Source organism: Pseudomonas sp. GW822-FHT02G04 (genome assembly GCF_058802085.1).
Window position 1 is genome coordinate 154,770 of sequence record NZ_JBXANU010000012.1, and the last position, 17,869, is coordinate 172,638.

Annotated in this window: 13 protein-coding genes; 5 read left to right on the top strand and 8 right to left on the bottom strand. The window is 60.3% G+C overall.

Annotated elements, in window-relative coordinates; genetic code table 11:
* Positions 1-3: 3 nt before the first annotated feature.
* The 4 genes from AC1RO5_RS17080 to amaB all read right to left on the bottom strand — a co-directional run bounded on the left by AC1RO5_RS17080 (position 4) and on the right by amaB (position 5,627).
* The gene (locus tag AC1RO5_RS17080; RefSeq protein WP_007939055.1) at positions 4-918 is read right to left on the bottom strand and encodes an ABC transporter permease subunit; all 915 of its coding nucleotides are present in this window, start codon (positions 916-918) and stop codon (positions 4-6) included.
* 267 nt (positions 919-1,185) lie between these two features.
* Positions 1,186-2,319: a branched-chain amino acid ABC transporter substrate-binding protein gene (locus tag AC1RO5_RS17085; RefSeq protein WP_493176413.1), complete on the bottom strand. Its 1,134-nt coding sequence runs from the start codon at positions 2,317-2,319 to the stop codon at positions 1,186-1,188.
* Positions 2,320-2,682: 363 nt separating this feature from the next.
* Positions 2,683-3,966 (bottom strand): L-pipecolate oxidase, encoded by a 1,284-nt coding sequence (gene amaA / locus AC1RO5_RS17090; protein WP_493176414.1) that lies wholly within the window; start codon positions 3,964-3,966, stop codon positions 2,683-2,685.
* A gap of 170 nt (positions 3,967-4,136) precedes the next feature.
* Positions 4,137-5,627, bottom strand: a complete 1,491-nt coding sequence (gene amaB / locus AC1RO5_RS17095; RefSeq protein WP_019650675.1) for an L-piperidine-6-carboxylate dehydrogenase — start codon at positions 5,625-5,627, stop codon at positions 4,137-4,139.
* 186 nt (positions 5,628-5,813) lie between these two features.
* Between amaB and AC1RO5_RS17100 the strand changes: the two genes are divergently transcribed.
* The 3 genes from AC1RO5_RS17100 to nadE all read left to right on the top strand — a co-directional run bounded on the left by AC1RO5_RS17100 (position 5,814) and on the right by nadE (position 9,038).
* Complete coding sequence (locus AC1RO5_RS17100) at positions 5,814-6,725, top strand: LysR family transcriptional regulator (RefSeq protein WP_493176416.1); 912 nt, start codon at positions 5,814-5,816, stop codon at positions 6,723-6,725.
* A gap of 254 nt (positions 6,726-6,979) precedes the next feature.
* Positions 6,980-8,206 carry a nicotinate phosphoribosyltransferase gene (pncB, locus tag AC1RO5_RS17105; protein ID WP_019582217.1) on the top strand — a complete coding sequence of 409 codons (1,227 nt, stop codon included), beginning with the start codon at positions 6,980-6,982 and terminating at the stop codon, positions 8,204-8,206.
* 4 nt (positions 8,207-8,210) lie between these two features.
* Positions 8,211-9,038, top strand: a complete 828-nt coding sequence (nadE, locus tag AC1RO5_RS17110; protein ID WP_349747178.1) for an NAD(+) synthase — start codon at positions 8,211-8,213, stop codon at positions 9,036-9,038.
* A 71-nt stretch (positions 9,039-9,109) separates the two neighbouring features.
* Here the strand turns inward: nadE and azu are convergent, their stop codons facing one another.
* Positions 9,110-9,556 (bottom strand): azurin, encoded by a 447-nt coding sequence (gene azu, locus AC1RO5_RS17115; RefSeq protein WP_493176418.1) that lies wholly within the window; start codon positions 9,554-9,556, stop codon positions 9,110-9,112.
* A gap of 345 nt (positions 9,557-9,901) precedes the next feature.
* Here azu and AC1RO5_RS17120 point away from each other — a divergent pair, with 345 nt between their 5' ends.
* Positions 9,902-10,489 carry a cytokinin riboside 5'-monophosphate phosphoribohydrolase gene (locus AC1RO5_RS17120; protein WP_018928486.1) on the top strand — a complete coding sequence of 196 codons (588 nt, stop codon included), beginning with the start codon at positions 9,902-9,904 and terminating at the stop codon, positions 10,487-10,489.
* Positions 10,490-10,557: 68 nt separating this feature from the next.
* Positions 10,558-10,749, top strand: a complete 192-nt coding sequence (locus tag AC1RO5_RS17125) for a hypothetical protein (RefSeq protein ID WP_018928487.1) — start codon at positions 10,558-10,560, stop codon at positions 10,747-10,749.
* Between the two features lie 130 nt (positions 10,750-10,879).
* On the opposite strand, the gene AC1RO5_RS17130 is transcribed toward AC1RO5_RS17125, so the two are convergent.
* The 3 genes from AC1RO5_RS17130 to AC1RO5_RS17140 form a co-directional block, all read right to left on the bottom strand.
* On the bottom strand, positions 10,880-11,770 hold the full coding sequence (locus AC1RO5_RS17130; protein WP_493176421.1) for a transglutaminase family protein: 891 nt from the start codon (positions 11,768-11,770) through the stop codon (positions 10,880-10,882).
* Positions 11,770-14,256 (bottom strand): circularly permuted type 2 ATP-grasp protein, encoded by a 2,487-nt coding sequence (locus tag AC1RO5_RS17135; protein WP_493176422.1) that lies wholly within the window; start codon positions 14,254-14,256, stop codon positions 11,770-11,772. Before AC1RO5_RS17135 ends, AC1RO5_RS17130 begins: the two co-directional genes overlap by 1 nt.
* Positions 14,257-14,344: 88 nt before the next feature.
* Positions 14,345-17,620, bottom strand: a complete 3,276-nt coding sequence (locus AC1RO5_RS17140) for a transglutaminase family protein (RefSeq protein WP_493176427.1) — start codon at positions 17,618-17,620, stop codon at positions 14,345-14,347.
* Positions 17,621-17,869: the final 249 nt, after the last annotated feature.

The window sequence follows — 17,869 nt, forward strand, 5'->3', positions numbered from 1 at the left end:
CGCTTACACCTTCGACACAAGAGGACGGCCAAGCAGGCCTTGGGGCCGAAAGACCAGAACAAGAACGAGCAGCGAGAAGCTGAAAACGTCTTTGTAATCCGAGTTGACCAGCCCCGAGAACAGCGACTCGGAGATCCCGAGAATGATCCCTCCCAGCATGGCGCCGGGCAGTGAGCCGATCCCGCCGAGTACCGCCGCGGTGAACGCCTTGATCCCGATGACGAAGCCTGCGTAGAAGTCGAACGTGCCGTAGTTCATGGTGATCAACACGCCGGCCAGGGCCGCCATCGCTGCACCGATGATGAACACGTAGGAAATCACCCGATCGGTGTTGATCCCCAGAATCGAAGCCATCTTGCGATCTTGCTGAGTGGCGCGGCACATGCGGCCGAGTTTGGTGTACTTGATGACGTAGGTCAGCAGGCCCATGCCGACGAATGCGGCGACCAGAATGAAGATCTTGGTGTAGGTGAGTTGAACGAAGCCGCTCCCGACTTCGACTCGCCATGCACCGGTCAGCAGTGTCGGTACACCCTGTTGACGGGCGCCCTGACTGATCTGTGCATAGTTTTGCAGGATCAGTGAAATACCGATGGCGCTGATCAGCGGTGCCAGTCGGGTGGAGTTGCGCAGCGGTTTGTAAGCGACACGCTCGATGACCCAACCATACACCGCGGTGACGATGATGGTGAAAACCAGGGTGCCGAGCATCAGCAGCGGGAAGGATTCAATACCGAAGTAAGCCAGCAGAGCCAGACTGATCGCCGCGAGGTACGCAGAGATCATATAAACCTCGCCATGGGCGAAGTTGATCATGCCGATGATGCCATAGACCATTGTGTAGCCGATGGCGATCAGGCCATAGACCGACCCGAGGGTCAGGCCGTTGACCAGTTGCTGCAGGAAAATACCATCCATAACGCAATCTCACGCATTTGAGAGACTGCACAGAAGCCGGGTGCGACGGACCGGGGTTCAGCCGCCGGCGCAACTCGGTTGTGTGCAGCTCTACGAGAAAAGACAGACGAGCCTTCTGGCGGAACCAGTCAGCTAATAACGGTGAACACAATCCTTTGTGGCGAGGGAGCTTGCTCCCGCTGGGTCGCAAAGCGTCCCCTGAAACAGGACTGCTGCGCAGTCCAACGGGAGCAAGCTCCCTCGCCACAGGCCGGTCACACGCTCATATCACTTCTGTTTTTCCAGCTGGTGGTATTTGCCGTCCTTGTCCCACTGGTAAACCACGTAGTCGGAGACTTTCAGGTCGCCCTTGCTGTCCCAGGTCTTCTCGCCCATGACGGTTTTGACCGGATTGGCTTTCAGCCATTTGGCAGCGTCTTCGCCCTTGTTGGATTTGGCGCCATTGAACGCTGCGGCCAGGGTCTGGACCGAGGCGTAGGCGTACAGGGTGTAGCCTTCAGGTTCGGTGCCGGCCTTGCGGAAGGCGTCTACCACGGTCTTGCTGTCTGGCAGCAGACGTGGGTCGGCGCCGAAGGTCATCAGTACGCCATCAACGTTCTGTGGGCCACCGGCGGTGGTCACCAGTTCGTCAGTCACGATGCCGTCATCGGACATGAACTTGACGTCTTTGAGGCCCTGTTCACGCAGTTGCCGAACCAGTGGACCGGCTTCCGGGTGCAAGCCGCCGAAGTAGACCACGTCGGCACCGGCCGCACGGATCTTGGTGACGACGGCGCTGAAGTCTTTCTCGCCGCGAGTCAAGCCTTCATACAGTACCGGCGTTACGCCGCGCTTGATCAGTTGAGCCTTGGTGGCATCTGCCAAGCCTTGGCCATAGGTGTCTTTGTCGTGCAGTACGGCGACTTTCTTGCCCTTGAGCACGTCGACGACATAGTCGCCAGCGACGATACCTTGCTGGTCGTCACGCCCGCACATGCGGAACATGGCACTCAGGCCGCGCTCGGTCACCTTGGGATTGGTGGAACCTGGGGTGATCGTGATGATGCCGGCTTCGTCGTAGATCTCGGAGGCAGGGATGGTCGACGAGGAGCAGAAGTGACCTACCACACCAACGACTTTCTTTTCAGTCAGGTCCTTGGCGACCGTCACAGCCTGCTTCGGCTCGCAGGCGTCATCGCCTTTGACCAGTACGATCTTTTCCCCGTTGATACCGCCGGCGGCGTTGACCGCATCAGCGGCTGCCTGTGCACCCTTCATGTACTGCTCGCCAAATGCCGCGTTGGCGCCTGTCATCGGGCCCGCCACACCGATTTTCACATCAGCCTGTGCAAACGCAGAAACACCCAACGCAGCTGCCACTGCGAGGGCCAGAAAGCCTTTCTTGTAAAACGTCTGGGACATGAGGTGGTGCTCCAAGGTTTTTTTTAGTTGGCACTGCGACTTCACTGAATGCTCAGAGCAAGGGCCGTGCCATCGGTTTTTTATTCTGAAAAAAGTCGCTGCTTTCTTGTTATTTCGACTGTTTCGATCCCATTTTCATTGGGCGTGCAACCGTCTAAACCGCGGGAGGTGAAACCATTTATTTCAAAAGGCGCAACCCGCCTGCGCCATCATTGCAACCGCAGCGCCAAACGATGTGCAACCAGCCTGTAACAGCCTGCGTCACCGAACTGCACACTGGCGGTGCGCAACTGCTACAACCCGCACCATTACAGGCTAGCCGCTTCGCTGAAAAGCGCTGCTTCCAGCAACATATTTCAACAATCAGATCACGATCCGCAGGCACTGGCCCGCGTGATACAGCGAAAAACCGGCCTCATACAGGCAGCTTCGCAGCCCCACACCCGCCAATGGCTGCATGGGTGCGAAGGGAATCGGCAGGGCTTGAGGATTTCCGTTACACAAGTAGTCGGCGAAGGCCTTGCCGACTACTGTGCCGGTGGTCACGCCTCGACCGTTGTAACCGGTGACGGCCACCAGACCCGGTGCCGGCTCGAACAGGCGCATCAAATGATCGGGGGTGAAGGCAATACAACCGGTCCAGGTGCACTCCCATTCCACCGGTTTCAGGTAGGGGAAGTAATGCTGCTGAACCCGGTCGGCCCAGGCTTTGAGGAACCAGGTCGGTTTCTGGTTGCCATTGCCGAGGCTGCCGAGCAACAACCGCCCTTCGGCATCGCGACGGATGCTGCTGAGCACCTGCCGGGTGTCCCAGGAGCCTTGGCCACCGGGCAGAATTTGCTGCGCGGCGTCTTCGGTCAGCGGTACCGAAGCCACTTGATAGTAATAACCGGGGAAGAAGTTGCGGCGCAGTTCCGTCCAGTCGCCTTCGGTATAAGCATTGGAGGCGATCACCACCTGTTCGGCCAGCACCGAACCCTGGGCGGTCTGTACCGACCAGCGCTGGCCCTGACGTTCGAGTCGGGTCACCGGGGAATGATCGAACAACTGACCGCCGAGGCCAATGGCCGCGTTGGCCAGCCCAGTGGTGTAGGCCATCGGGTTGATCGTGCCGGCACGCCGGTCGAGCAGCGCGGCGGCGATTTTCCTGGTGCCCGTGGCTTGTTCGCAGGCAGCTCCGGTCAACAACTCCACCGGTGCCCCGCGACGTTTCCATTGTTCTTCACGACTGCGCAGGTCCGCCTCGCCACGCGCGTTGTGCGCCATGTGCAGCGTGCCTTCGCGGCGCCACTGGCAATCGATGTTGTATTTGTCGACGAGACTGAATACCAGCGACGGCGCCGCTCCAAGCATACGGTTGAGCTGACTGCCGACCGCTTTGCCAAAACCGGCTTCGATTTCGTCCGGAGGAATCCACATCCCGGCGTTGACCAGCCCGACGTTACGCCCCGAACCGCCATGGCCTGCGCGATGCGCTTCCAGCACACAGACGCTTTTGCCTTGCTCCAGCAGATGCACCGCCGCCGACAGCCCGGTGAAACCGGCACCGATGACGCAGACATCCACTGTCACCTCACCCTTGAGTGCCGCATTGTCGGGCCTTTGCGGCGTCAGTTTTTCCCAAAGACACTCTTCGCGTAACGGCATTGCCAGACTCCAATCAGAAACCTAACCAACCCGATCGTTCCCACGCTCTGCGTGGGAATGCAGCCCGGGACGCTCCGCGTCCCACAAGCGGACGCAGAGCGTCCATTGAGGCATTCCCACGCAGAGCGTGGGAACGATCAACAACATTGGATCACTGCTTGACTCAAGATTTAGTCGAACGTAATCCCCTGAGCCAACGGCAATTCCAGCGAATAGTTCACGGTATTGGTCTGACGGCGCATGTACCCGCGCCATGCATCGGAGCCCGACTCACGACCGCCGCCCGTTTCCTTCTCGCCGCCAAACGCGCCGCCGATTTCCGCGCCGCTCGGGCCGATGTTGACGTTGGCGATGCCGCAATCGCTGCCCACCGCCGACATGAACCGCTCGGCTTCACGCACGTCGGTGGTGAAGATGCACGACGACAGGCCTTGTGGCACGGCGTTGTTCAGGCGCAATGCCTCTTCGAAATCGGTGTAACCGATCACGTACAGAATCGGCGCGAAGGTTTCGTCGCGCACCACATCGCTCTGTTCCGGCATTTCGACGATGGCTGGCGAAACGTAGTAAGCGTTGGGGAATTTGTCTTCCAGTTGACGCTGGCCGCCAAACACCCGACCGCCTTCGCTCAAGGCCTGCTCCAGCGCGTCCTGCATGTTGTCGAAGCTGTGCTTGTCGATCAGCGGCCCGACCAGGTTGCCTTCCAGCGGATGGCCGATGCGCACCTTGGAGTAAGCGGCTTTCAGGCGGGTGACGATTTCTTCTTTCACCGATTCGTGGGCAATCAGGCGACGCAAGGTGGTGCAACGCTGACCGGCTGTGCCGACGGCGCTGAACAGAATCGCCCTTACGGCCATGTCCAGATCGGCGCTTGGGCCGAGGATCATCGCGTTGTTACCGCCCAGTTCCAGAATGCTGCGGGCGAAACGTGCAGCGATTTTCGGCGCCACTTCGCGGCCCATGCGGGTGCTGCCGGTGGCGCTTACCAGCGCGACACGCGGGTCATCGACCAAGGCTTCACCGGCATCGCGACCGCCGATGATCACTTGGCTCAGGTGCGGCGGAGCATCGCTGAAGTTCTTCAGGACGCGGTCGAACAGCGCCTGACAGGCCAGTGCGGTCAGCGGGGTTTTCTCCGAAGGTTTCCAGATCACCGGGTTGCCGCAGACCAGCGCCAGCGTCGCGTTCCAGGCCCAGACGGCGACCGGGAAGTTGAACGCGCTGATCACGCCAACGATGCCCAGCGGGTGCCAGGTTTCGCGCATGTGGTGGCCAGGACGCTCGGAGGCGATGGTCAAACCGTACAGCTGACGGGACAGACCGACCGCGAAGTCGCAGATGTCGATCATTTCCTGAACTTCACCCAGGCCTTCCTGAGTGATCTTGCCGGCTTCCCAGGAAACCAGCTCACCGAGATCGGCCTTGTATTCGCGCAGGATGTCGCCCAATTGACGCACCAGTTCGCCACGGCGCGGCGCCGGCACCTTGCGCCACAACTCGAACGCATGATCTGCGCGACTGATGTGCTGCTCGACTTCAGCGGCGCCTTCCCAGTTCACGGCGGCAATCCGACTACCGTCGATGGGCGAATGCACCGGCACTTTGCCGTTCTGGTACAGGGCCGGGTTCACACCAAGACGATCAAGCAATGCGGCAACCATGGGTCACTCCTCGAGCAGAAACAGAAAACGTGCAGCCGGATTAATTCGACTGATCTGACCTGTAGTTTTAGCGCTCCCGAGGTTCTCCAACAAACGACGATTAAGCGAGATATCATTCCGTTTATTCATGCTGTGAATCTGCCGCAACGTAAAGTGCCGGCGGAGCGACAAGAACAAGGAGAACCGATGCTGAATAAACGCTATTTGCCGTCGATCACTGCGCTGCAGTGTTTCGAGGCCGTGACCCGGCATTTGAGCTTCACCCGCGCCGCCGAAGAGCTGAACCTGACCCAGAGCGCCGTGAGCAAACAGGTCGCGCAACTCGAAGAGTTGTTGCAGCACCTGCTGTTCCGCCGGGTGCGCCGACGCCTGCAAATGACCCCCGCCGGCGATTTGTATTTGGTGGAGGTGCGAAAAATCCTCACCCAAGTCGAAATGTCGACCCATTACCTGCGCTCCTACGGCGGTGACACCGAAGTCTTGCGCGTCTCTACGCCTCCGACCTTCGGCGCGCGCTGGCTGGTGCCACGCTTGAAAGGCTGGCGTCTGCGTCATCCGTCAATCCATCTGGACCTGTGCAGCGAACAGGAAGCCGACGATCTGCTGCAAGGTCGCAGCGACCTGGCGTTCTACTTCGGCCAGGGCTCACGGCCCGGCACCGAATGCCTGAAGCTGTTTGGCGAAGAGCTTGTTCCTGTGTGTGCCCCGGGCAGTCTGCCGGACACACCGTTCACCGATCCGACCCAACTCACCGACCTGGTCCTGCTGCAAAACGCTTCCCGGCCCCAGGCCTGGCACGACTGGTTCGACAGCCAGGGCTACCACACTGAACACAGCTACCACGGCCCGCGTTTCGAAACGTTCTATATGTGCATCCGCGCCGCCCAGGTTGGCTGTGGTGTGGCGCTGCTACCGAAGTTTCTGGTGGAAGAGGAATTGGCCGACGGCAAACTGGTCATTCCCTGGCAGCATGCAATGCCCAGCACCGACGCCTATTACCTGGCGTATCCGGAGCATTCGGCGGAAGTGCCCAAGGTGCGGGATTTTGTGAAGTGGATGCTGGAGCGGGTAAATAATCCGGATGCACCGCAAAGTTGAAATATCACACGACCTCTGTGGCGAGGGGGCTTGCCCCCGTTGGGTCGCGTAGCGGCCCCAAAACTTGTAATCGCGGCCCTTCCAGCAAATCTTGCATGCCGAATTTACGACTGCTGCGCAGCCGAACGGGGGCAAGCCCCCTCGCCACAAAAAATTGCTGGCAATCCTCACCGCTGATATGCGCCACTAGCCCCATTCATTGAAACAGCTGCAACGCCGTTGCCACGGGCCGCGGCCAGCCTGGAGACCCCGTTATGAGCGAGAGTGTGTTTGCCGATCGTATCGTGCAGAACCTGCTCGACACCGACTTCTACAAACTGACGATGATGCAGGCGGTGCTGCACAACTACCCTAACGTAGAAGTCGAATGGGAGTTTCGTTGCCGTAACAGCGAGGATCTGCGCCCGTACCTGGCGGAGATCCGTTTCCAGATCGAACGCCTGGCCGAGTTGAGCCTGAGCGCCGATCAGTTGAGCTTCCTGGAGCGCATCAGCTTCCTGAAACCGGATTTCCTGCGTTTTCTCGGGCTGTTCCGTTTCAATTTGCGTTATATCCACACCGGCATTGAAAACGGCGAGTTGTTCATCCGCCTGCGCGGGCCATGGCTGCACGTGATTCTGTTCGAAGTGCCGCTGCTGGCCATGGTCAGCGAAGTGCGAAACCGCTATCGCTACCGGGAAATCGTCCTGGAACAGGCCCGCGAGCAGCTCTATCGCAAGTTCGACTGGCTGACCGCCAACGCCAGCAGCGATGAATTGTCCGAGTTGCAGGTAGCCGATTTCGGCACTCGCCGGCGCTTCTCGTACCGTGTGCAGGAAGAAGTGGTGAACGTGCTCAAGCATGACTTCCCCGGTCGCTTTGTCGGCACCAGCAACGTGCACCTGTCCCGCGAGCTGGACATGAAGCCGCTGGGCACCATGGCCCACGAATGGATCATGGCCCACCAGCAACTCGGTCCGCGGCTGATCGACAGCCAGATCGCCGCCCTCGACTGCTGGGTCCGCGAGTACCGTGGCCTGCTGGGGATCGCCCTGACCGACTGCATCACTTCCGATGCGTTTCTCGGCGATTTCGACCTGTTCTTTGCCAAACTCTTCGACGGCTTGCGTCACGATTCCGGTGACCCGGTGCTCTGGGCGGAAAAGGCCATCGCCCACTACCACAAGCTGGGCATCGACCCGATGAGCAAGACCCTGGTGTTTTCCGACAGCCTGACGTTGCCCAAGTCCCTGGAGATTTTTCGGGCATTGCGCGGTCGGATCAATGTCAGTTTCGGTATCGGCACTAACCTGACCTGTGACATTCCGGGTGTCGAACCGATGAGCATCGTGCTTAAAATGACTGCATGCAACGGCCAACCGGTGGCCAAGATTTCTGATGAGCCTGGCAAGACTCACTGCAAAGACCCGAATTTCGTCGCCTATTTGCGACACGTTTTCCAAGTACCTGCCACCCTTTCCAGTACATCAAGCAAGGAGTGAATTCATGCAAGCCGTACAGCGTGAGATTGCTGAACAGCTCAAGGTCCAACCGCCGTTTGTGGATCAACTCGCCCTTGAGGCTGAAGTCGCCCGGCGAATCACCTTCATTCAGGATTGCCTGGTCAATTCCGGGCTCAAGGCCCTGGTGCTCGGTATCAGCGGCGGCGTCGACTCCCTGACCGCCGGCCTGCTGGCCCAACGCGCCGTACGTGAACTGCGTGAACGCACCGGTGATAACCGCTACAAGTTCATCGCCGTGCGCCTGCCGTACCAGACGCAGTTCGATGAACACGACGCCCAGGCCTCGGTGGACTTCATTGCCCCGGACGAGCGCCACACGGTGAACATCGGCCCGGCAGTCAAATCCCTGGCCAGTGAAGTGGCAGCCTTCGAAGGCAAGGAGGCAGTCTCGGTGGATTTCGTATTGGGCAATACCAAGGCGCGGATGCGCATGGTCGCGCAATACACCATCGCTGGCGCGGCTCATGGCCTGGTGATCGGCACCGACCACGCGGCAGAAGCCGTGATGGGTTTCTTCACCAAGTTCGGTGACGGTGCCTGCGACCTCGCACCGCTGAGCGGCCTGGTGAAAAATCAGGTCCGGGCAATTGCCCGCAGCTTCGGCGCGCCAGAGTCGCTGGTGGAAAAAATCCCGACCGCCGACCTCGAAGACCTGTCACCGGGCAAACCGGACGAAGCGTCCCACGGCGTGACCTACGCCGAGATCGACGCCTTCCTGCACGGCGAACCGGTGCGCGAGGAAGCGTTCAAGATCATTTGTGATACGTACAAGAAGACTCATCACAAGCGTGTGATGCCGTTCGCGCCTTGATTCTGCCCCCTGTAGAAATGAGCACAAAAAAAGCGTCCCGGGTGGACGCTTTTTTTATGCGTTTGAATCGATTACTTCAGGGTAACCGTGCCTTTCATCATCGAGATGTGGCCCGGGAACGAGCAGAAGAAGCCGTATTTTTCGGCTGCATTGAGCTTCGACACATCGAACGTCACAGAATCCTTTTCGCCAGCGCCGATGACTTTGGTGTGAGCGATGACGCGGGTATCACCTTCTTTCAGGTAATCCTTGTCGATGCCAGCCGACAGGCCGTCGGTGGCGATCGGCTGCATGTCAGCCTCTTTGCTGATCACCAGGTTATGGCCCATGACGTTTTTCGGCAGGCTGCCGGAGTGGGTCAGTTCAACGGTGAAGGTCTTGCAGCTTTTGTCGATTTCAATGGTCTTGGTGTTGAAGGACATTTGATCGGTGGAGTCGATGGTCGTCTTGCACTCGGCAGCCATCAATTGGCTGCTGGCCAGTGTCAGCAGGGATACCGCAACAAGTTTGGCAAACATGGTGAATCTCCAAGGCAGGGTTAACAAAAGTGCGAATGGACAGAAGACTGCCTGAAATCTTCGCAAGTTCCTATGACCTGAATCAAAAATTGTATACAACTTTCGGGCTATGACACTCATCGAAACAATCTACCAGCCAGACGTCTGGGACGGCCCTATCATCAGGGCCATCATTACTCACCTGGAGCGTCTGTCATGTCTTTCAGCAGCTTGTTGAGCAGTTTGTTGGCCGCCTACGCCTGTGGCGCCAGTGGCACTTACGAAACACCTGAACGCGCGGTTTAACCCTTGGAACGATGCGAGCCTGCCTTTACTCTGTGGTCCTGATTGACCATGGAGCAAGGCATGTCTTTAACGTCCGTTTGTGTATTTTGCGGTGCCAGCACCGGCACCAATCCGGCTTATCGTGAAGCGGCTGTCGCCTTGGGGCGTGCATTGGCCGAGCGCAAGCTGACCCTAGTCTATGGCGGCGGCGCTGTCGGGCTGATGGGGATTGTGGCCGATGCCGCACTCGCGGCCGGTGGCGAAGTGATCGGGATCATTCCGCAGAGCCTCAAAGACAAGGAAATCGGCCACAGCGGCCTGACCCGCCTGGAAGTGGTCGACGGCATGCATGCGCGCAAGGCGCGAATGGCCGAGCTCAGCGATGCCTTCATCGCCCTGCCCGGCGGCCTGGGCACGCTGGAGGAGCTGTTCGAAGTCTGGACCTGGGGCCAGCTCGGTTATCACGGCAAACCGCTGGGTTTGCTGGAAGTGAACGGTTTCTACAGCAAGTTGACGTCTTTTCTCGATCATATCGTCGGCGAAGGCTTCGTTCGCGGGCAGCACCGTGACATGCTGCAAATGAGCGAATCACCGCAAACCCTGCTCGATGCACTGGACGCCTGGCAACCCTCGGTACCGCCAAAATGGACCGAGCAAAAACCCAGCTAACGGCTCGGTGCCGATACAGGGCAGAATATGCGCCGCTCAACCTCACCTTCGACCCCAGAGGATCGCCCATGGCTAAACCTAATTATTCCTTCGCCAAACGTCAGAGAGACTTGGCCAAGGAGCAGAAGAAAGAGGAAAAGCTTCAGCGCAAGAAAGCTACAGCTGAAGAAGAAGCAGCAGCACTGAACCCGGATGCAGAAGGTGAAGTGGCGGCAGAAGATGATGTTGAAGCACCGAAAGATCAGGCGCCCGACGCCTGAGACCCTCCGGGCCCGATGATCTGATCAGGCCCACCGGATCTGTGTCCAGGGTCAGCAACGATGTTGCTGACCCTCACAGGCCAATTTGAAACCTTCCTCCAAAAAAATACATTCCCACATGGGGTCTGCATTACTCCAATGGCATCACCGTCACCCGAACCTCCGGGTCGTGGCTGCCGCCGCCCAGAATCACCCCACGCAACGGCGACACATCGGAAAAATCCCGGCCCCAGGCCAGGGTGATGTGCTCCAGCGACGGTTGCACATTGTTGGTCGGGTCAAAATCCACCCAGCCCAGCACCGGGCAAAACACCGATACCCAAGCATGCGACGCATCGGCACCGATCAGTCGTGGCTGGCCCGGTGGGGGCTGTGTCAGCAGATAGCCGCTGATGTACCGCGCCGCCAACCCACGGGAGCGCAGGCAAGCAAGCATCAAATGCGCAAAGTCCTGGCAAACCCCACGACGCCTCTCCAGCACCTCCACCAGCGGCGTCGCCACTTGGGTCGCTTCGGCGTCGAAGGTGAACTCGCTGAAGATCTTCTCCATCAACGCTTGAACACCCAGCAGCAATGGCCGGCCAGCAGGAAAGCAACTTTCGGAGAACTCGACGAAACTGCGCTTCAAATGCACGTAGGGCGATTCGAACCGATAACGGCAGGCTTCCAGCAACGCAGGCGAGAGTGGCTGACTGCTGTAGGTCAGCGCGTTGCAGGTCGCTTCCCAGGCCGGTGATTGATTGAAGTCCAGTGACGGCCGTTCCAGCACTTCGACGGTGAGCCGAGCGTTGACCAGCAACTCATCGTGGGGGCGCTCGAACGCCAACCGGGTCAGCGGATTGCCGAACACATCCAGCTCATCCCGGCGTGAAGTCGGCTGGGGACTGATCTGCAACTGCTGTTCGGTACAGCGCTGCCAGGCACAGGCGCGCGGCCACAGGTGCGCCAGTTGCTGGGCCAGGGATACCGGGCTGTCGTAGTGATAATGGGTGTCGTGGAAAATCTGGTAATGGGCACTCATCAGACGGACACCGTGCGCTGGCTGACATCATCGACATGGGCGAAATGGCGCAAGGCCAGGCGATCCGACACCTGTCCGCTGGCATCGGCGATCTCTTGCAGCAGATCCGCCAGCCCCTCTACGACGGCGTGAACACTGGCTTCGCCGAACAGCGAGTTCTCCAGACAGCCCAGATCGAAGTGCGCCAGCCGCTCCACCAACTGCAGCAGACCTGTTTCGCGCGGCGCGCCGAAGTCGTCGTTCAAGCGCTTCAACGTACGGGTCACCAGTTTCAACTGGAACAGCACCGCGTGCGGGTTTTGTTCATCGAGCAGCAACAGGTCGAGCACCGGGATCAATTGCGCTACCGCCAGGTATCGCGAGCGGTAGGTGATGCTGCTGTTACCCAGTTCCAGCAGCCATTCCAGCCCGGCCTGATCGAAAGCCCCGGCGCCGCGCAAAAACGCCGCCAGACTGCCGCTGAGAAATTGCAGCCGCTCGATCCGCCGACCGATCATCAGGAAACGCCAGCCTTCGTCCCGGGTCATGTCGTCGAGGGCAAAACCGGACAGCGCCGCCAGCGACATCACCAACCGGTTGAGGAAGTCCAGCAACTCGCCGAAATCCGGCTCTTCGGTTTCCAGCCCCATAGCCTCGCGCTGTAACTCCACCAGCGCTTGCCAGTTCTCTCTCGAGAGCTTGCCGCGTACTTGCGAAGCCGCCCACTGCAAACGCTGCAGATTGGAGCGCAGGCTGAACGGCCAATCATCGCCGAGCAGCGCCGCCAGCAATCGCTCCGGCAACTCGCCCTCCTCCGGCAACAGATTCAGCCGTTCACCGAGATCGACCGCCGCTTCCAGGGCTTGCGGGTCATCGCCATCGACATAGCGCGCCAGCATGATCCGCAGCAGCCGCGCGCTGTCATCACAGCGCTCGCAGTAACGGCCGAACCAGAACAGATTCTCGACCACCCGCGACGGCAGATACGGATCACGGCGCACCAGATCGTGAACGCCAATGTTGCGCTGGGCTTTCCACTGTTCGCCGCTGGGCGGGTGATCGCCCAATACCCAGGTGTCCTTGCTCGCACCGCCGCGCTGCATCGACACCGCTTCGGCATCGGCCTCGGCGGCAACCCGGGTCAAGCCACCGGACAGCACTCGATAACCCTCCCGACTGGCCACCGCATACACCCGCATGCCAATGGCTCGCGGTTGCAACTGTCCGCCTTCGGCCTGCCAGATCGGCGCCTGGGACAGTTGCGCCAATTCTTGCGCAACATAGGCATAAGGCCGTGCCTGCATGCGCTCGGCCAGAGCCTGGCGCTGTTTTTCACTCAAATCACGCCCAAACACCGGTGCAAAGCTCTGCGACGGAAACGCCGGTTTGATCAACAGTTCCGGCAGTTTTTCCAGGGCCTGGGCCAGCACCGGCGCTTCGCCGCACCACCAGGTTGCGATGGACGGCAGGATCAATTCTTCGCCGAACAGGAATTGATTGATTCTCGGCAGGAAGCCCAGCAAACCCGGCGACTCCAGCACACCGCTGCCGAGGGCGTTGGCCACCAGCACCCGGCCCTGACGCACCGCTTCGAGCAGCCCCGGCACGCCAAGGGCCGAGTCGGTGCGCAGCTCCAGCGGGTCGCAGAAATCATCGTCGAGCCGACGCATGATCGCGTGAACCCGGCGCAATCCGCTCAAGGTTTTCAGGTACACCGTGGCATCGCGGACAGTCAGATCGCCGCCTTCCACCAGTGGATAACCGAGCTGACGAGCCAGGTACAAGTGCTCGAAATAGCTTTCGTTGAAACGCCCCGGTGTCAGCAGGACCACCAGTGGCGCTTCATCATCGCTCGGCGCCTGCCGGGCGAGCGTTTCCTGAAGTGTGCGGAAGAACCCGGACAGATGCCGCACCTTCAAGTCGCGGTACAACTCGGGGAAGGCTCGGGACACGATGGTGCGGTTTTCCAGAGCGTAACCGGCACCGGATGGCGCTTGGGTGCGGTCGGCGGTCACCCACCAGCGACCGTCAGGCGTGCGCGCCAAGTCCACGGCATACAGATGCAGAAAAGCCCCGTCGGGCGGTGCAATGCCCTGGCAAGGCCAGAGGAAGTTGTTATGACCGAACACCAGTTCAGCCGGCAGCAGGCCTTCGGCGATCAAACGTTGAGGACCGTACAGGTCTGCCAGCACAGCATTGAGCAAACGCGCCCGTTGAGCGATCCCGGCCGATAACTGCTGCCACTCATCGGCTGCAATCACATGAGGCAACAAATCCAGCTCCCACGGCCGATCGGCGCCCTTGGGGTCGGCGTAGACATTGTAGGTCACGCCGTTTTCCTGAATCTGTCGGGTCAGCAGCGCCTGACGCTGCACCAGTTGCGCTGGCGTGCTGCGTTGCAATTGATCGAACAGCCGCCGCCAGTGCGGGCGCACGGCGCCGCTGTTGTCGAGCAGTTCGTGATAGGTGCCCGCGGTCAACGGGTAGCGGTCAAGCAGGTCAGGCATGGAAAGCTCGGCAGACAGCAAAGAACGGTCAGACTAACGCAGGCTCATGACGCCCGGATAGACGAAAAATCCGAGCGTCGCGTACGGTTTAAAAACGTCGTAAATCGAGCGTCATCGGCAGCTCGTCGTTGATTTCCAGATTCGGTATCGGAAGTTTCCCTGGCGAGTGTCCGACGCGGAAGAAACGCGCCATCCTCCGGCTCTCGGCCTCATTGGCGTTCACCGGCAGGCTGTCGTAGTTGCGCCCGCCCGGATGGGCGACGTGGTACTGACAACCGCCCAGCGAGCGCCCCATCCAGGTGTCGAGCAAGTCGAACACCAGCGGTGCGTGGACCGGGATAGTCGGTTGCAGACAGTTGTACGGTTGCCAGGCCCGGAAACGTACACCGGCGACGAACTCGCCGACCCGACCGGTGGGTTGCAACGGCACCGGAATGCCGTTGCAGGTCAGCAGATAACGTTGCGGCGGCAGCCCCGTAAGCTTGACCTGCAAGCGTTCCAGGGATGAATCCACATAACGCACGGTACCGCCCGCACTGCCCTCCTCGCCCAACACATGCCAGGGCTCCAGCGCCTGACGCAATTCCAGTTCGATGCCGCTGACGGCGTAGTCACCGACCTTGGGAAAACGGAACTCCAGATGCGCCGCGAACCACTCGGCCCGCACCGGATAGCCGGCGGCATTCAGGTCGACGATGACATCGGCGAAATCCTGCTCGATAAAGTGCGGTAGCAGGAACCGGTCGTGCAGTTCGGTGCCCCAACGCGCCAGCTTCGGCGGCGCATAAGGCTCGCGCCAGAAGCGCGCCACCAGCGCCCGCAACAACAACTGCTGAGCCAGGCTCATGCGCGCATGGGGCGGCATTTCAAAGGCTCGCAGTTCCAGCAGGCCGAGGCGTCCGGTGGCGCCGTCCGGTGAATAGAGTTTGTCGATGCAGAACTCGGCGCGGTGGGTGTTGCCGGTCACGTCGATCAGCAAATTGCGCAACAAGCGATCCACCAGCCAGGGCGGGCATTCTTCGCCCGGCTTCGGCATCTGGGCGAAGGCGATTTCCAGTTCATACAACGAATCGTTGCGCGCTTCGTCCACCCGCGGTGCCTGGGATGTCGGGCCGATGAACAGCCCGGAAAACAGGTAGGACAGGGATGGGTGGTTATGCCAGTAGCTGATCAGGCTGCGCAGCAGATCGGGACGGCGCAGAAACGGTGAGTCAGCCGGGGTCGCGCCACCCAGGACGAAATGGTTACCGCCGCCGGTGCCGGTGTGCCGGCCGTCGATCATGAATTTCTCGGTGGTCAGCCGGGTCTGGCGCGCCTCTTCATAAAGAAACTCGGTGCGTTCCACCAACTCGTCCCAGGTGGCGGACGGCTGGACGTTGACCTCGATCACACCCGGATCCGGGGTAATGCGGAAGTTGCTCAGGCGCGGATCGCTCGGCGGTTCATAGCCTTCCAGCAGTACCGGGCAATGCAGCTCCTCGGCAGTGGCTTCGATGGCGGCGACCAGCTCCAGATAGTCCTCGACCCGCTCCAGTGGTGGCATGAACAGGTACAACCGACCTTCGCGCGCTTCGGCGCAGAACGCGGTGCGGGTCAGCCAGTCGGCGGACTGGTCGATCTCGGGCACACGCTCGTCGGCCGTTTTCGGTTGAGCGTGATTCTGTAGCTGGTCGGTATCCGGCAGCGCCGGGAAATCCTGATTCGGGTCCGTGGGGTGAATGAACGGGTATTCCGCGGCTTTCACCCAAGGCTGCGAGCCGAGCGGCAAGCGATAACCCAGTGGCGAATCCCCCGGCACCAGCCGGCAGTGTTCCTCGCGCAGATACCAGCGACCGCTCTGCCATTGATCGCCCTTGGCGGTGCGCGCCAGCGGCAGGACCTGCCCGATGACCTTGTCCAGGCCTTGGCTGAAGACTTTGCGCAGGCGCGCACGCTCCAAAGGTTCTTCCAGACGTGAGTCTTCAGCGCTGACGTTCTGCGGTAAGGCGCCTTCGCGCCAGAGGTAATAGAAATTGTCTTCGTAGGCCGGGAACACGAAGCGTGTCGGAATTTTCAAGCGTTCGGCGACACTCGCCAGGAAACGCCCGGCCAGTTCGCCATCGGCGCCGTAATCTTCCTGCTCATCAGCGATCAGCGCGCTGTTGTGCCAGATCGGCACGCCATCGCGGCGCCAGTAGCAGTTCAGCGACCAGCGCGGCAGTTGCTCGCCGGGGTACCACTTGCCCTGACCGAAATGCACCAGGCCCTTGGGTGCGTAATGCTTGCGCATGCGCTGGAACAGTTCGGCGGAGAGGCGCCGTTTGTCTGGCCCGAGCGCGGCGGTGTTCCACTCGGCGCCATCCGGGTCATCGATGGAAACGAACGTCGGCTCGCCGCCCATGGTCAGGCGCACGTCGCCTTCGAGCAAATCGGCATCGATCTGCCGGCCCAACGCCTGAATCGCCAGCCATTGGTCTTCGGTGTAGGGTTTGGTAACCCTTGGCGCTTCCCAAATCCGCTCGACCGACATTTCGTGGGTGAATTCGCACTCGCACGGTTCCACCAAACCACTGATCGGTGCCGCAGAGGATGGGTCGGGACTGCACGCCAACGGAATGTGTCCTTCACCGGCAAACAGTCCTGAGGTCGCGTCCAGGCCGATCCAGCCGGCACCGGGCAAATAGACCTCGCACCAGGCATGCAGGTCAGTGAAATCCACTTCGGTGCCCGAGGGACCGTCGAGGCTTTTGACGTCGGCGGTCAGCTGAATCAGGTAACCGGAGACGAATCGTGCCGCCAGGCCGAGGTTGCGCAGCAATTGCACCAGCAACCACGCCGAGTCGCGGCAGGAGCCGGAGGCATGCTCGAGGGTGTATTCCGGGGTCTGTACGCCCGGCTCCATACGAATCAGGTAACCGATGTCTTCGCTCAGGCGCTGGTTGAGTGCGACGAGGAAATCCACGCTGGGCAGCGGCGTGCGGTCGATGCCGTCCAGATAGGCCTTGAATGTCGGCGTCAGGGGCAAGGTTTCCAGGTACGGCGCCAGCTCTTTGCGCTCATCCGCTGCATAGGCGAAAGGGATCTTCTCGGCGTAGGGCTCGAGGAAGAAGTCGAAGGGATTGAAGACCGCCATCTCGGCCAGCAGGTCGACTTCGATCCGCAGCTCATCGGTTTTCTCCGGGAACACCAACCGCGCCAGGTAATTACCCTGAGGGTCTTGCTGCCAGTTGATGAAATGCTGCTCGGGCGAGACTTTCAGCGCATAGGACAATATCCGCGTGCGGCTGTGGGCAGCCGGGCGCAGGCGAACGATCTGCGGACCGAGCTCGACGGCGCGGTCGTAGCGGTAATGCGTGACGTGATGCAATGCGACATGAATCGACACGGCGTGCCTCCTGCGAGCCTTAAACTTATAGGAAAGCGCGCAAGACTTATGCCAGCCAGCGGCGTTGGCGCTTTCACGGATTGCTTGAGGCAGTACAGCACCAAAATCGGGCGATGCGGGAAATTGGTTTGTGGGGATTGCACAGAAATGTTGCGGAGGGAGGGTTGGCGCTTGATCGTTCCCACGCTCTGCGTGGGAATGCAGCCCGTGACGCTCCGCGTCACTGGACGCGGAGCGTCCCTTGAGGCA

What these genes read in the sequence shown, in the direction of transcription:
- AC1RO5_RS17085 (WP_493176413.1), bottom strand. Translation starts at nt 2,319, where the DNA reads ATGTCCCAGACGTTTTACAAGAAAGGCTTTCTGGCCCTCGCAGTGGCA.
- amaB (WP_019650675.1), bottom strand. Translation starts at nt 5,627, where the DNA reads ATGGTTGCCGCATTGCTTGATCGTCTTGGTGTGAACCCGGCCCTGTAC.
- AC1RO5_RS17080 (WP_007939055.1), bottom strand. Translation starts at nt 918, where the DNA reads ATGGATGGTATTTTCCTGCAGCAACTGGTCAACGGCCTGACCCTCGGG.
- azu (WP_493176418.1), bottom strand. Translation starts at nt 9,556, where the DNA reads ATGTTTGCCAAACTTGTTGCGGTATCCCTGCTGACACTGGCCAGCAGC.
- AC1RO5_RS17125 (WP_018928487.1), top strand. Translation starts at nt 10,558, where the DNA reads ATGGCTAAACCTAATTATTCCTTCGCCAAACGTCAGAGAGACTTGGCC.
- pncB (WP_019582217.1), top strand. Translation starts at nt 6,980, where the DNA reads ATGAGCGAGAGTGTGTTTGCCGATCGTATCGTGCAGAACCTGCTCGAC.
- AC1RO5_RS17100 (WP_493176416.1), top strand. Translation starts at nt 5,814, where the DNA reads ATGCTGAATAAACGCTATTTGCCGTCGATCACTGCGCTGCAGTGTTTC.
- AC1RO5_RS17135 (WP_493176422.1), bottom strand. Translation starts at nt 14,256, where the DNA reads ATGCCTGACCTGCTTGACCGCTACCCGTTGACCGCGGGCACCTATCAC.
- AC1RO5_RS17130 (WP_493176421.1), bottom strand. Translation starts at nt 11,770, where the DNA reads ATGAGTGCCCATTACCAGATTTTCCACGACACCCATTATCACTACGAC.
- amaA (WP_493176414.1), bottom strand. Translation starts at nt 3,966, where the DNA reads ATGCCGTTACGCGAAGAGTGTCTTTGGGAAAAACTGACGCCGCAAAGG.
- AC1RO5_RS17120 (WP_018928486.1), top strand. Translation starts at nt 9,902, where the DNA reads ATGTCTTTAACGTCCGTTTGTGTATTTTGCGGTGCCAGCACCGGCACC.
- nadE (WP_349747178.1), top strand. Translation starts at nt 8,211, where the DNA reads ATGCAAGCCGTACAGCGTGAGATTGCTGAACAGCTCAAGGTCCAACCG.